Source organism: Marivibrio halodurans, from assembly GCF_017963645.1.
Lineage (GTDB): Bacteria > Pseudomonadota > Alphaproteobacteria > UBA8366 > Aestuariispiraceae > Marivibrio > Marivibrio halodurans.
In genome coordinates, this window is record NZ_JAGMWN010000006.1 from 114,162 (window position 1) to 127,594 (window position 13,433).

The window sequence follows — 13,433 nt, forward strand, 5'->3', positions numbered from 1 at the left end:
AGAAAAATGCTAAACCGGATCAAGCAATTCTTCAGCGAGATGGGCGGCGAGCCCGCCGACGGCCCCACCCGGCACAGCGAGGCCGAACTGCATGTCGCGGCGGCCGCGATGCTGATCGAGGCCGCCATGATGGACGGCGCCATCGACGAGCGAGAGCGCGAGCGCATCGCGGCCCTGATCGAACGCCATTTCGGCATCCAACGCGCCGAGGTCGACCAGATCGTGGCGCGGGGCGAAAGCAAGCAGGACGCCTCGGTCGATATCTATTCCTTCCTGCGGGTGGTGAACGCCCATTTCGACTATGAGGAACGGGTGCAGTTGATCGAGATGCTATGGGACGTCGCCTATGCCGACGGCGACCTGCATGATCACGAGGCCAACCTCGTCCGCCGGGTGGCCGGCATGCTGGGCGTCGAGGACCGGGATTCCGGCGCGGCGCGCAAGCGCGTGCTGACCCGCCTCGCCGAGGGCGGGGGCAATGGCGACGCGCTGCATCCCCACGGCTGACCCCCGGCCCCGGCGGCGCCCCCCTTCCCGCCACGGTGGCGCCCCCCGGCCACGGCGGCGGTCAAGGCCATGGGCCCGCGCCCGGCGGCTTGCGCGGGCACGTGTCCGGCGGATAGGATTCGCGCCATGCGCGCCCTTCCGCTCCTCGCCCTGCTGATCGCGGCCCTTCTCCAGCCCCCCTTGGCGGGCGCGGCGGAGGCACCGCCCCCGAACTCGCTATCGGGCTCGCCACCCGGCCCGCCATCGGCGCTCGCCGAAGCCATCGCGGCCTATGAGGCGGGTGCCCATGATGATGCCGCCGCGCTTCTCGAACCGCTGGCGGCGGCCGGGCAGGCGGAGGCGGAATACCGCCTCGGCCTCCTGCTGACGACCGGGCGCGGCGGCACCCTCGCCATCGGGCGGGGCCTCGACTGGCTCGACCGCGCCTATCGACAAGGCCACAACCGCGCCGGGCTCGACCATGCCGCGACCGTCATCCGGGAAGATATCCGGGGACCCGCCGCCGACCGCGCCGAAACCATCCTCCAGGCCCTCGTCGAATGCGGCATGCCAGCGGCCATGACGACCTTGGGGAAATGGCAACTTGGCCGGGCTCCCACGGAAAGGGAACAGGGGGTCACGCTGTTGCGGGAAGCCGCCTTCCTCAACGACACGGCCGCCCAGAATCGGCTCGGAATCGCATTGTTGCGCGGCGAATCCTATCGAATGGGATTCGCTTGGCTTCTCCTCGCGCGGAACAGCGGAAGCAAGGCGGCACGGATCAACCTCGAGCGCGCGGAGAAGGATCTTCGCGATGGCGGCGTTTGGGATGAGATCGAGCGAACCGCCGAAAGCCTCGCGAAACGTCTAACTCCGAAAGAGGTCGACGGATGTGCGCGATGAACTATTCCGGTTCATCCTCGAACACCGCGTTCTTGAGCACCTTCTCCGCCGCTTGAGAATATATGTGGTCACTTACACGACCGCCGCCCAACCTCTCGGAAAGCCTCCTGCCGAGCCATCCGCCGAGTTCGCCCGACACGACATCGGTGGCGAGACCGGTCAGGAGCTTTCGGCTCAGGGCGCGGCCGAGCTCCGGGCGGTCCTTGATATAAGCCGTGACGGCATCAGGATCGGCGATATCGACGCCTTCGCGTGACGCCCGCTCGAAGAGCTCATTCGACAACGCCGATTGCCGTTCGGCGGACGATCGCGCGATATCGACGGCGGTGGCGCCCAGGCCGAGCAAACCCGCCGCGCCACGGCCTAGTTTCCAGGCGGCTCCGGCCACCCCGGCACCCGTAATCGCACCAACACCTAGATCGGCAAGGGTACGACGCATCGCCAAATGTTCCTCCGCATGCAGACCGGTGGCGAAAGCCGCCGCCTCGTCTTGCTCCGGGTAAGGGGGGCGGGGCACTTCGAGAAGCGCGGAATTCACTAAGGCATAATCGTCGATCGCCGGGGCAATCCGGGCCCAGAGTTCCTCGCGCGCGGCCTCGACCCGCGCATCACGGCTCGGTGCGTCGGAAGGAATGTCTCGTATTATGTTATCGAAGCGCACAAGTGTCCCGACGATCGACGATTGGCGAGCCCGTTTTCGTTCCGTCAAGGCGAGGCGACGTTCACCCGCATCGCGCATTTCCTTCGTGCCAAGGTGTTCGGCGAAACGTCTATTGGCGATATCCCGCCCCAGAAGGGCGGGGTCGGCGATCATTTGCGAGGCCCGTTCGAGCACCTGCTTGGCGTAAGCTCGGCTTTCAGGCCGATCGTCATCGAGAAAGCGGAGTGCTTCTTCCAGCGTGCCTCGAACCGCCGGTAGCCGAGCATAGCGGTTCGCTACTTGCTCCCGGAGTGCCTCACGATCACGAATGCCGATCGCTCCTTCGCCATCCACCCCTCGCGCCATGGCACGCACCAAATCCTGTCCTTCCTTAAGAGCACGAAAAGCGTCTTCGGTAGCGGTGGTCGGCTCCAAACCATCCGCCCGCAACCGGAGCGGCATATCATCCAATCCTACGATCACCTTGCCTGTTTCGGGATCGAGGGGGTGGAGATCGTCGGTTTTCTTGTTACGCGCGACCCAATTGTTGGGCACTGCCTTCCGGGCCCATCCGCGACGAACCGCCTCGACGGGATCGCCCGGCGCAAGCGTGCGCGATGAGTGGTCCTCCCCCTCGGTCGAAGTTGATGCGACATGCGCACGGGCCCGACCCGCCCTTCGCGGCGTGGCTGTGGGAGTCGTGTGCCGCATTATCCGGTCCAGCATGTGATCAAGATGCGCGCGATTGCTTTCATCCGTCATCGCGGTGCGCAGGAAATCGACCTCTGAAAGGGTGGCGGATGGATCTCGATCGACCGCCCCCTTCAGGATGGGTTCGAACCCCGAGATATCGGTCGTAGTATCAAGCGCCCTCGCCGTGCGTTCCAATGAGGCACGGTCTCCTGACGAGAAACGGATGTTAGAACCCTCGGATTGGTGCATCGACGCTTTATTTCGTTGGACCGAATGCCGCCAGGGATCCCGCCCGGAACGAGAACGAGAGATATCGGTGACCTGGGAACGTGGCTCAGGCTTGATCGTCTCTGGATCTCGGTGGGGAAGAACATGGGGCTGGGTGGGTCGATCGCGCCGGGTCCGGGTCCAATCCTCCTCCAGAAACATGTTCTCGGAACGCCGGGACTCATGTGCTGCTTCCTTCTCGGATCGACCCGGTTTCACGTTACCCTCACGATGAGCCAACTCCGTCTCCATCCCTTGATGGGTCTTAGTGGTCTCGGCATGTGTTTCTTCGCTTCCCGCCATGGAACTCTCCTCTCTCGATTTTCTCGGCGGCGGATTCGGTAAGCCGCGCAATAAAGCAATAAAAAGGGCGGCTCCGACATAGACCGCCGGGCCGCCCTGTTGGGCTACATGCCTTCGCCCTCAGATAGCGTGCATTGGTCGGTGCCTATGCCGGACACAAGAGGGGTGCATGGATAATTTATCCAACGGGATTTTGATCCTTTTATAAAGAACAAAATGAATTTTTCATTTTCCCGATTAAAAGCTTCTCTGGATGATAATCCGCCCGCGGGAGGCCACGTTGACTAACCCCGCGCCAACCCCTATACAGCGCCGGCAATTTTCCGGGGCCGCGCGGGTGCCATCATGCGTCGCGCGTCGTGGCCCCGTTCGCTTTGTCTAGGAGACCGGGACGATGAAACGTACTTTCCAGCCGAGCCGTCTGGTGCGCAAGCGCCGCCACGGGTTCCGCGCGCGCATGGCCACCAAGGCCGGCCGCCAGGTCATCAATCGCCGCCGCGCCAAGGGCCGCAAGCGCCTGTCCGCCTGATCGGTTCCGATCGGCACGGACGCGCGCGTCGGCCGGATCGAGACCGTTCGATGGCCGATCCCGTTCCCGATCCCGTCATGCTCCGCCTGAAGCGTCGCCGCGACTTCCTGCGCGCGACCCGGGCGCGGAACAGCGCCGCGACGCCGGGCCTGGTGCTTCAGGCGCGCGCGCTGGACCGAAGCGAGGCCGAGCGCATCGCCCGGGAGACGGGCCGGGCGGCCGCGAGGGATACGGTGCCGGGAGATGGGACGCCCGAACACGGCGCGCCGGAGATTATCCGGGTCGGGTTCACCGCCAGCCGCAAGGTCGGCAAGGCGGTCACCCGGAACCGGGCGAAACGCAGACTGCGCGCGCTGGCCGAGGAGGTTCTGCGCGCGCAGGCATGTCCGGGGGTCGATTACGTGCTGATCGCGCGCGGATCGACGGCGGACCGCGCCTATGGCGCCCTGCGGCGCGACCTTTTGTCCGCGCTCAAGCGGCTGCGCTGTCTGCGCGCCGCGCCTAGGGTAGCGGCGCCGACGATGGGAGCGCCGGAGAAGCGGGCGCCGAAAAAGGAACGCGGCCCGTCCGAGGGACGGGCCGAGGGAGACTGACCGCCGGCAAGAGCCGCGCGCCATATTCGGATCGCGCGGCCCATGCGGGGCGGATCACGGCAAGGCAGGTCACGGCAAGGCAGGAAAGAGCCCGCGCATGAATCCGGACAACCGCAATCTCTGGCTAGCGATCGTCCTCTCGGTCGCGATTCTGATCGGCTGGCAGGTCGTCTTCCCCGACCAGGCCCTGTTCTCGCCGCCCGACGAGGCGGCCCAGCAGGCGCAGACGGAACAGCAGGTCTCCCAGCAGGGCGCGCAAGGGGGCGGCGGCGCCTCCGGACAATCCGACGTGCCGACGGCCGGCAGCGCGCCGAGCGCGCCGGGCTCCGCCCCCACGGCGGCGCAGGGCGATGCGGGCCTGACCCGGGCGGAAGCGCTGGCCCAGGCGCCGCGCGTCACCATCGAGACGCCCAGCCTCTCCGGCAGCATCAATCTTGAGGGCGCGCGGTTCGACGACCTGACCCTCAAGGACTATCACGTCACGGTGGAGGAGGAGTCGCCGCTGATCGACCTGTTGCAGCCGGCGGCGGGCGCGGCCCCCTATTACGCCCAGTTCGGCTGGGCCCAAATCGGCGACGTGGCCACGCCGGACCGGCAGACGCGCTGGCAGGCCTCCTCGGACCATCTCTCGGTCGGCGAGCCGGTGACGCTGAGTTGGTCGAACGGCCAGGGCCAGACCTTCGAGCAGGAAATCGCGATCGACGCGAATTACATGATCACGGTCACGCAGCGCGTCGTGAACGAGTCCGACGCGGCGGTCAGCGCCGCGCCCTACGGCCTCGTCTCGCGCACGGGCACGCCGGCGGTCAGCCAGCTCTATATCCTGCATGAGGGGCTGATCGGCGTTCTCGACGGCGGGTTGGAGGAGATCGACTATGACGATCTCCGCGACGCCGAGGGCGCGCGCCGGAGCTTCAAGACCACCGGCGGCTGGATGGGCATCACCGACAAATACTGGCTGGTCAGCCTGATCCCGGATCAGGGCCAGCCGGTCGACGCGCGCTATACCGCCACCAAGGCGGGCGTGCAGGACCGCTATCAGGTCGATTTCCTGAGCCCGACCCAGGCGATCCAGCCGGGCGAGAGCGTGGAGCGGACGAGCCGCCTTTTCGCCGGGGCGAAGCGCACGCTGCTACTCGACGAGTACGAGGCCGAGCTCGGTATTCCCAATTTCGACCTCGCGGTCGATTTCGGCTGGTTCTATTTCCTGACCAAGCCGATCTTCTTCGCCATCCACTGGTTGAACGGCATCCTGGGCAATTTCGGGCTGGCGATCCTGGCGCTGACGCTGGTGATCAAGCTCGCCTTCTTCCCGCTCGCCAACAAATCCTATCGCTCGATGAGCAAGATGAAGCTCCTCCAGCCGAAGATGCAGGAGCTCAAGGAGAAGTACGGCGACGACCGGCAGAAGATGAACCAGGAGCTGATGGGGCTCTATAAGAAGGAACAGGTGAACCCGATGTCCGGGTGCCTGCCCATCCTGGTGCAGATTCCGGTCTTCTTCTCGCTCTACAAGGTGCTCTACGTCACCATCGAGATGCGCCACGCGCCCTTCTTCGGTTGGATCGAGGATCTGTCGGCGCCCGACCCGCTCGGCCTGCTGACGGCGTTCGGGCTGTTCGACTATGCGGTGCCGGAGTTCCTGCAGGTCGTGAATATCGGCGTCTGGCCGGTCATCATGGGCCTGTCGATGTTCCTGCAGCAGAAGCTGAACCCGACCCCCTCCGACCCGATCCAGCAGAAGGTCTTCACCTTCATGCCGCTGATCTTCACCTTCCTGCTGGCGCATTTCCCGGCCGGGCTGGTGATCTACTGGGCCTGGAACAACACGCTGTCCATCGCCCAGCAGTACGTCATCATGCGCCGCATGGGCGTCGCCGTCGGCGGCGGCAAGTCGAAGTCCAGCTGACGCGGGCGGACGAACGAACGAACGGATTGCGACGGTGGCCGACGCCCTTCCCCCAGCCTACGCCCCGGAGGCGGACGCGATCGAGGCGGGCCGTCGACTGTTCGCGCATGAGGCGCGGTTCATGCTGGGCTGCGTCTCGATCGCCCAGTTGCCGCCGCCCGACGTGCCGGAGATCGCCTTCGCCGGCCGTTCCAATGTCGGGAAGTCGAGCCTCGTCAACGCGCTGACCGGACGCAAGACGCTGGCCCGCACCTCCAACACGCCGGGGCGGACCCAGGAGATCAATTTCTTCGAGTTGGACGAGCGGCTGCGCCTCGTCGACATGCCGGGCTACGGCTTCGCCAAGGCGCCCAGGACGGCGGTCGAGGGCTGGACCGAGCTGATCCGCGACTATATCCGCGGCCGCGCCATGCTGCGCCTGGTCTGCCTGTTGATCGACGCCCGCCACGGGCCGAAGGAATCCGACCGCGCGCTGATGGAATTGATGGATCAGGCGGGCGTGGCCTATCAAACCGTCCTGACCAAGTCGGACAAGCCGAAGGCGAGGGAGCTGGACCGCATCGACGCGATGCTGGCCCAGGCGGTCGCCAAGCGCGCCGCCGCCGCCCCGCGCGCCATCCGCACCAGCGCGGTGAAGGGCCAGGGCCTCGACATCCTGCGCGCCCGGCTGGCGGATATCGCCCTGCCGGGATAGCCAGCCGCTTCTTCCTTTTCAGGGGTCGGGGCGCCTGTCACCCGCGCGCGGCGATCACCGCCCGGGCCAGCGCCCGGCCGCCGCGCCACGCATCCTCCGCCCTGCCCGCGCCCCGCCCGTCCGGCGGCGCCCAATCGCCCGCGAAACCGGCGTCGGCCCCCTCGTCGAAACAGGCGGCGGCGAAGGAGACGGCCCGGGCATGGCGCCACCGATGCGCCGCGAAATAGGCGGGCGTCCCCGGCAGGTCGAGACCGAGCGCATCGCCGGCCAGCGCGCGGAACCGGCGCAGCAGCGCATGCTTGGCGACATCCTTGTCGGTGTCGAGGTGCGCGGCGCTCCATTCCGCCGTGCCGTGCAGGGTGAGGCAGGTCGTCCCCGACGGCCGTCCCGGCTTGCCGCCATTCACCCCGACCCAGGCGAGCACCCCGTCCGGGTCCTCCACGAAGAACCCGGCGGCGGGCAGGTCGATCCCCCCCTGGAAGCCGACCATCGCGGCGATGCAGGGCGCGAAACGGGCCGCGTCCGTCCGCGCGGCGAGGTCCGGGGCGGCGGCCAGCAGGTCGCGTGCCTGGGCCGCCGGCGCGGTGACGAGGAAAAGGTCGGCCGCGCCATAGGCGCCCAGATCCCAGCCACCGTCCGCCATCCGGTCCGGCGGCGGCATCTCCGCCTCCAGCGCGAGGTCGAGGTCGAAGGCCAGTTGCCCCGGAATCTGCGTCATCCCCGGCACGCCGACATAGCGCGGCGGCGGGTCCGCCTCCGGCGCCGTCCCGTCGGGACGCAGGGTCAGGAACCGCCCGTCCCACCGCGCGGCCGAGCCGCCCGCGACCAGCCGGTCGAGCGCCTGCCGGAAATCATCGTCGCGGGCGGTGACATATTGCGCGCCGTGATCGAAGCGCCAGGGCGCGTCCTGCCCCATGCCGGACGGGCTGCCGCCGGTCGCGCTGGTGGCGAGACGGCCGCCGGGAGCCCGCCCCTTATCGACCAGCCGCACTCGGAAACCGGCCGCGTCGAGCGCGAGGCCGCAGGCAACCCCCGCCAGCCCCGCGCCGACGATCAGGACGGAAGGGCCGTCGCGCGGTTCAGCCATCGCCCAATTCCCGCCCGGTCATGGACCGCGCCCCCGCATTTACGCGCGCAGACCGCCGACGCGCTCCAGGCTCCTCGGCATGGCGTGGCCGTACTTGTCGGTGACGAGGCCGACGATGCGCGCCACCTCGTCCCGGCCAAGCTCGTCCATCAGGCGGCAGGGCTCCTTACCGAAACGCAGCGCCAGCGCCGCGCCCATGTCGATATCGGCGGCGGAGGCCACGTCCTCGTCCAGCTCCTGCAGGATCGGGAAGAAGGCGGCGGCGCGCAACCAGTCGGCGATCGGCTCGTCATTGGCACCGTCGCCGGCGGCAGCCTCGTCGATCTCGAACTCGTAATCGCTGTCGCCCTTCGCGGCCAGGCTGTCGGCGATGGCATAGAAGGCGCCGTGCGGCTTCAGATTGTTCTGGGCATGATACATGATCTTCGGCTTCACCAGGTTCATCACCTGGAACGGGCCGGCGGCGACGCCCAGGCAATCCTTGGCGACGCGGTCGATCTGTGCCGGGGTGCCGACCCCCTCGTCCATCAGGCGCACCGCCTCGTTGCCGTAGGGCACGAAGAAGCGGTTGATGGCGAAGCCGTAATGATCCTTGCAGGCGATCGGCTTCTTCGCCGTCGCCTCGCAGAAGGCGAGCGCCGCATCGAACAGCGCGGGGTCCGTCTTCTCGCCGCGCACGACCTCGACGATCGGGTTGATCGCGGCCGGGTTGAAGTAATGCAGGCCGAGGAACCGCGACGGGTCCTTATAGGCCTCCGCCAGTTCGGAGACCTTCAGGGCGGAGGTGTTGGTCGCCAGCACCGCCGTATCGGGCAGCACGTCGTTCAGCTTCTTGTAGAGGGTCTCCTTGACGGAGAATTCCTCGAACACCGCCTCGATCACCAGATCGCAGCCGGCGATGTGGGACAGGTCGGTCCCGCCCTCGACCCGGGCGATCGCGGCCTGCGCCGCGTCGGCGCCGATCTTGCCCTTCTCGGCCGCGCGGTCATAGAACTTCCGCACCGCGCCCAGCCCGCGCTCCAGCGCCGCCTCGGTGGTATCGACCAGCTTCACCGCCACGTCCTGCCCCGCGAGGCTCGTCGCGATGCCCGATCCCATGGTGCCCGCGCCGATGATTCCGACCGTCTTGAACGTCATGCCGCTGCTCCTCGCTGACTATAGGAAAATGCCGGAAAACCGGCGCGACCATAGGCGGGGCGGCGCCCCTTGTCGAGACGGCGCGGGACGCCCGCCCTCACGTGCATTTTCCGCCTGACACCAGCGCGCGGCTGGGCCATAAAGACCCTCATGGTTGCACGCGTTTCCACCGTTTCCTTCCTCGGTATCGACACCCTGCCGATCGACGTGCAGGTCCAGATGTCGTCCGGCATGCCGGCCTTCGCCATCGTCGGCCTGCCGGACAAGGCGGTGGCCGAGTCGAAGGAGCGGGTGCGCGGCGCGCTTACCGCCATCGGCCTCGCCTTCCCGCCGAAGCGGATCACCATCAACCTCTCCCCCGCCGACGTGCCGAAGGAAGGCAGCCATTTCGACCTGCCCATCGCGCTGGGCCTGCTGGCGGCGATGGAAATCCTGCCGGCGGAGCGGCTGGCCGACTATGTGGTGCTGGGGGAACTGGCGCTCGACGGGACGGTGACGGGGGTCGCGGGCGTCCTGCCGGCGGCGATGGCGGCGAATGGTACGGACCGGGGGTTGATCTGCCCGGCCGCGCAGGGCGGGGAGGCCGCCTGGGCGGGCGATCTGGAGATCCTGGCCGCGCCGTCGCTGATCGCGCTGGTCAATCATTTCAAGGGAAGCTCCGTCCTGCCGGCGCCGGAGGCGAAGCTGGCCCCGCCGGGGGCGGAGCCGCCCGACCTCTCCGACATCAAGGGTCAGGAAAGCGCGAAGCGCGCGCTGGAGGTCGCGGCCAGCGGGGGACATAATCTGCTGATGGTCGGGCCGCCCGGGGCGGGGAAATCCATGCTGGCCGCACGCCTGCCCGGCATTTTGCCGGAAATGGGCGCGCGGGAGGCGCTGGAAGTCTCCATGATCCAGTCGGTCGCGGGGCTTCTGGAGGATGGGCGGTTGAGCCGCGCGCGCCCCTTCCGCGACCCGCATCATTCCGCCTCCACCCCGGCCTTGGTCGGCGGCGGCGGTCGGGCCCGGCCGGGGGAAATCAGCCTTGCGCATAACGGCGTGCTGTTCCTCGACGAACTGCCGGAGTTCCAGCGGCAGGCGCTGGAAAGCCTGCGTCAACCGCTGGAGACGGGCCGCGCCGTGGTGGCCCGCGTCAACGCCCATGTCACCTATCCGGCGCGGGTACAGTTGATCGCGGCGATGAACCCCTGCCGCTGCGGCTATCTGGACGATCCGGAGCGGGCCTGCACCCGCGCGCCGCGCTGCGCGATGGATTACCAATCGAAGATCTCCGGTCCGCTGTTCGACCGCATCGATCTGCATGTGGATGTACCGGCGGTCTCGGCCGCCGATCTGGCGCTGCCCCCGCCGGCGGAGGGATCGCGGCAGGTGGCCGCCCGCGTCGCCGAGGCACGCGCCATCCAGGATGCCCGCTTCGCCGCCCTGCCGGAAGAGAAACGCGTCGCCACCAACGCCCAGGCCGACGGGCGCCTGCTGGAGGAGATCGCCGCCCCGGACGAGGCCGGACGGCGTCTGTTGTCGGAGGCGGCGGAGCGTCTTCGCCTTTCCGCGCGGGGCTATCACCGGGTGTTGCGGGTCGCGCGCACGCTGGCCGACATGGAAGGCGCCGCCGATGTCCGCCGCCCGCATATCGCGGAGGCGTTGAGCTATCGCCGCCTGGCGCTCAATGCCGGGTAGGGGGGCCGCCGGTTAGCGGCGGCGGCGCGGCGCGCACGCCGCGCAGGCTGATCCAGCCCCAGCGCAGGGTCAGGATCGCGGCATTGATCACGCTGGCGATCAGGATGCCCTCATACAGCCCTTCCACCCCGCGCTCCAGGCGGATGCCCAGATACCAGCCGAGCGGAATCATCACCACGAAATAGCTGAAGAAGGCCATGATGCTGGGAACCCACGGGTCGTCCGCCGCGCGCAACGCATTGGCGACCAGCACCTGCCCGCCATCGGCGCAGACCAGCCAGCCGACCAGCAGGATCGCCGGTACCGAGGCAACCGCCAGGAAGGGGTCGTTGGTATAGATCGCCGCGACCTCCCCCGGCAGAACGTGAAGGATCACCGCGAAGAGACCCATCGCCAGCATGGTCCAGGCGAAACCGACCCATCCGGCCAATGCGCGGTCCGGCCCGTCCCCCCGGCCGTGGGCGACGCCGACGCGCACGCCCGTCGCGGTGGCGATACCGAGCGCCGCCATGAACAGCATCGCCAGCAGCGCATTGGCGATGCCGTAGACCGCCAGCGCCTGCGGCCCCAGCCATCCGGCGAAAAGCGCCAGCACCCCGAAGGCCCCGGTCTCGAAGCCGAGCGAGAGGCCCGCCGCATAGCCATAGCGCCGGTCCCGGCGCCCGCCGCTGAACCACCCCGGATTCGGCCGCAACCGCACGCCGAGCGCCCCATGATCCGAAAGCCGCCAGACATAGAGGATCAAGGCCCCGGCCATCGCCGCGCGCGCCACGGTCGTGGCGATCGCCGCGCCGTCCGCGCCCAGGGCCGGCAGGCCGAGCCCGCCCTCGATCAGCCAAAGATTGAGAACCAAATTCAGCAGATTCGCGCCCCAGATCGCGACCAGCACCGGCACCGGCCGGCCCAGCCCCTCCAGGAAGAAGGCGGTCGCGATATAGAGCATCATCGGCACCAGGCCGAGGCCCTGCCAGAAGGTGACGCTGGCGCTCGGCCCGATCAGGTCGAGGTCCTGGCCGGTCAGGGCGAAATAATGGTCCCCTTGCGTCGTCAGGGCGAAACCGACCAGCCCGCACAGCACGGCATAGGGCAGGCCGCGCCGCCAGACCTGCCCGGTCTCGCCCCAACGCTCGCGCCCGCGATGCTGGCTGGTCGCGACCAGCACGCCCTGTTGCAGGCCGATACCGATCACCATGAGGATGATGAAGGGCGATGTGCCGAGCGTGTAATGGCCCACCGCCTCCGCCGACACCCGGCCCAGCATCGCGATATCCACCGTCGTCAGCATCAGCGCGCCGGCGCGGCTTACGATGACGGGCGCGGCGAGCCGGACAAGCTCGCTGGAATGGCGGGTGAAGCGGTCGAGGAGCCAGCGGGACATGTCCGCCTCAATAGGCCCGGGCGCGCCGGGTGGCAAGCGGGGCGCGTAATCGCCCCGCGCGCGCTATCGCGATCGTTACCCCACCCACCCGGCGAGCGCGACACCGGCCGCCAGCGCCCAGCCGATCGCGCAGGCGATGAGATAGAGCCGGCGCGCGGCGGCGATATCGCGGGGGCCCAGCCGCGCGCGGCCGGTGCCGATCCAGGCCCCCTCCGTCACACCGCCCGGATAGCGGCGCGGCCCGCCCAGGGCGAGGTCGAGGGCGCCGGCCATCGCCGCCTCCGGCCAGCCGGCATTGGGGGAGGCATGCTTGCCCGCGTCCGCGCGCATCGTCCGAACCGCGCGGGCCGGATCGCCCCTCGGCGCGAAGAGCGCGGCGAGGCAGACCAGGATGCCGGCCAACCGCGCCGGCAGGAAATTCGCCGCGTCGTCCAGCCGGGCCGCGACCAGCCCGAAGGCCTTATGCCGCTTCGTCCGGTAGCCGATCATGGAATCGCAGGTGTTGATCGCCTTATAGGCCAGCAGCCCCGGCAGCCCCAGCAGCACGTACCAGAAAGCCGGAGCGACCAGCCCGTCGGCGAAATTCTCCGCCAGCGATTCGATGGCGGACCGGGCGACACCGTGGCTGTCGAGGCTTTTGACGTCGCGACCGACGATATGGCGCAATGCCTCGCGCCCGCCCTCCAGCCCGTCCGCCTTCAACCCCTTGGCGACCCGGCCGACATGATCGAAGAGACCGCGCCCCGCCAGCAGCACCGCGACGATCAGCGCCTCCCACCCCATGCCGAAGGGTAGGCGCGCCAGCAGATAATGCGCCGCCCAGCCGAGCCCGGCCGCCAGCCCCACCGTGATCGCCACCGCGACGGCGCCGCGCACCGTGCGGTTGACGGCGCTCCGGTCCTCGCGATTCAGCTTGCGGTCGAACCAGCCGATCAGGGCCCCCGCCCAGACCACCGGATGCGGCAGAAGGCGCCAGAGCCAGCGCGGGTCGCCGATCGCCGCGTCCAGCGCCATCGCGCCCAGCAACACCAGGGCGGGGTCGAGCACGCCCGGCGCGCCATTCAGGATCGCGACCGGATCGCTCGAAGGTGCGTTCTGGAGCAGGGAGGAAAACACGGGGTGCCGCGTCCGATTCCGGGC

At 68.6% G+C, this 13,433-nt stretch carries 12 protein-coding genes; 7 read left to right on the forward strand and 5 right to left on the reverse strand.

Annotated elements, in window-relative coordinates; genetic code table 11:
• Positions 1–6: 6 nt before the first annotated feature.
• Together KAJ83_RS13445 and KAJ83_RS13450 are read left to right on the forward strand one after the other, a co-directional pair.
• Complete coding sequence (locus KAJ83_RS13445; protein WP_210682601.1) at positions 7–507, forward strand: tellurite resistance TerB family protein; 501 nt, start codon at positions 7–9, stop codon at positions 505–507.
• 126 nt (positions 508–633) lie between these two features.
• Positions 634–1,389: a tetratricopeptide repeat protein gene (locus KAJ83_RS13450; protein ID WP_210682602.1), complete on the forward strand. Its 756-nt coding sequence runs from the start codon at positions 634–636 to the stop codon at positions 1,387–1,389.
• A 1-nt stretch (position 1,390) separates the two neighbouring features.
• Here KAJ83_RS13450 and KAJ83_RS13455 read toward each other — a convergent pair whose 3' ends face one another.
• Complete coding sequence (locus KAJ83_RS13455) at positions 1,391–3,292, reverse strand: hypothetical protein (protein ID WP_210682603.1); 1,902 nt, start codon at positions 3,290–3,292, stop codon at positions 1,391–1,393.
• A gap of 394 nt (positions 3,293–3,686) precedes the next feature.
• Here KAJ83_RS13455 and rpmH point away from each other — a divergent pair, with 394 nt between their 5' ends.
• The 4 genes from rpmH (at position 3,687) to yihA (ending at position 7,017) form a co-directional block, all read left to right on the forward strand.
• On the forward strand, positions 3,687–3,821 hold the full coding sequence (rpmH, locus tag KAJ83_RS13460; RefSeq protein ID WP_210682604.1) for a 50S ribosomal protein L34: 135 nt from the start codon (positions 3,687–3,689) through the stop codon (positions 3,819–3,821).
• 50 nt (positions 3,822–3,871) lie between these two features.
• The gene (gene rnpA / locus KAJ83_RS13465; protein WP_210682605.1) at positions 3,872–4,414 is read left to right on the forward strand and encodes a ribonuclease P protein component; all 543 of its coding nucleotides are present in this window, start codon (positions 3,872–3,874) and stop codon (positions 4,412–4,414) included.
• Positions 4,415–4,511: 97 nt separating this feature from the next.
• On the forward strand, positions 4,512–6,323 hold the full coding sequence (gene yidC, locus KAJ83_RS13470; protein ID WP_210682606.1) for a membrane protein insertase YidC: 1,812 nt from the start codon (positions 4,512–4,514) through the stop codon (positions 6,321–6,323).
• A 121-nt stretch (positions 6,324–6,444) separates the two neighbouring features.
• Positions 6,445–7,017, forward strand: coding sequence for a ribosome biogenesis GTP-binding protein YihA/YsxC (gene yihA / locus KAJ83_RS13475; protein WP_246484606.1), 573 nt, complete (start codon positions 6,445–6,447; stop codon positions 7,015–7,017).
• A gap of 37 nt (positions 7,018–7,054) precedes the next feature.
• Here the strand turns inward: yihA and KAJ83_RS13480 are convergent, their stop codons facing one another.
• Together KAJ83_RS13480 and KAJ83_RS13485 are read right to left on the reverse strand one after the other, a co-directional pair.
• A complete protein-coding gene (locus tag KAJ83_RS13480; protein WP_210682607.1) occupies positions 7,055–8,104 on the reverse strand; it encodes an NAD(P)/FAD-dependent oxidoreductase in 1,050 nt (349 codons plus the stop codon).
• A gap of 39 nt (positions 8,105–8,143) precedes the next feature.
• Complete coding sequence (locus tag KAJ83_RS13485) at positions 8,144–9,241, reverse strand: 3-hydroxyacyl-CoA dehydrogenase family protein (protein WP_210682608.1); 1,098 nt, start codon at positions 9,239–9,241, stop codon at positions 8,144–8,146.
• Positions 9,242–9,391: 150 nt separating this feature from the next.
• Between KAJ83_RS13485 and KAJ83_RS13490 the strand changes: the two genes are divergently transcribed.
• The gene (locus KAJ83_RS13490) at positions 9,392–10,915 is read left to right on the forward strand and encodes a YifB family Mg chelatase-like AAA ATPase (protein WP_210682609.1); all 1,524 of its coding nucleotides are present in this window, start codon (positions 9,392–9,394) and stop codon (positions 10,913–10,915) included.
• Here KAJ83_RS13490 and KAJ83_RS13495 read toward each other — a convergent pair.
• The gene (locus KAJ83_RS13495) at positions 10,902–12,293 is read right to left on the reverse strand and encodes an MATE family efflux transporter (RefSeq protein ID WP_210682610.1); all 1,392 of its coding nucleotides are present in this window, start codon (positions 12,291–12,293) and stop codon (positions 10,902–10,904) included. The genes KAJ83_RS13490 and KAJ83_RS13495 overlap by 14 nt on opposite strands.
• Before the next feature lie 75 nt (positions 12,294–12,368).
• Positions 12,369–13,409 (reverse strand): adenosylcobinamide-phosphate synthase CbiB, encoded by a 1,041-nt coding sequence (gene cbiB, locus KAJ83_RS13500; RefSeq protein ID WP_343222005.1) that lies wholly within the window; start codon positions 13,407–13,409, stop codon positions 12,369–12,371.
• Between the last annotated feature and the right edge of the window lie 24 nt (positions 13,410–13,433).

Excerpts from the sequence above, each read along its gene's own strand:
- KAJ83_RS13445 (WP_210682601.1), top strand. The coding sequence starts at position 7 with ATGCTAAACCGGATCAAGCAATTCTTCAGCGAGATGGGCGGCGAGCCC.
- KAJ83_RS13450 (WP_210682602.1), top strand. The coding sequence starts at position 634 with ATGCGCGCCCTTCCGCTCCTCGCCCTGCTGATCGCGGCCCTTCTCCAG.
- KAJ83_RS13455 (WP_210682603.1), bottom strand. The coding sequence starts at position 3,292 with ATGGCGGGAAGCGAAGAAACACATGCCGAGACCACTAAGACCCATCAA.
- rpmH (WP_210682604.1), top strand. The coding sequence starts at position 3,687 with ATGAAACGTACTTTCCAGCCGAGCCGTCTGGTGCGCAAGCGCCGCCAC.
- rnpA (WP_210682605.1), top strand. The coding sequence starts at position 3,872 with ATGGCCGATCCCGTTCCCGATCCCGTCATGCTCCGCCTGAAGCGTCGC.
- yidC (WP_210682606.1), top strand. The coding sequence starts at position 4,512 with ATGAATCCGGACAACCGCAATCTCTGGCTAGCGATCGTCCTCTCGGTC.
- yihA (WP_246484606.1), top strand. The coding sequence starts at position 6,445 with ATGCTGGGCTGCGTCTCGATCGCCCAGTTGCCGCCGCCCGACGTGCCG.
- KAJ83_RS13480 (WP_210682607.1), bottom strand. The coding sequence starts at position 8,104 with ATGGCTGAACCGCGCGACGGCCCTTCCGTCCTGATCGTCGGCGCGGGG.
- KAJ83_RS13485 (WP_210682608.1), bottom strand. The coding sequence starts at position 9,241 with ATGACGTTCAAGACGGTCGGAATCATCGGCGCGGGCACCATGGGATCG.
- KAJ83_RS13490 (WP_210682609.1), top strand. The coding sequence starts at position 9,392 with ATGGTTGCACGCGTTTCCACCGTTTCCTTCCTCGGTATCGACACCCTG.
- KAJ83_RS13495 (WP_210682610.1), bottom strand. The coding sequence starts at position 12,293 with ATGTCCCGCTGGCTCCTCGACCGCTTCACCCGCCATTCCAGCGAGCTT.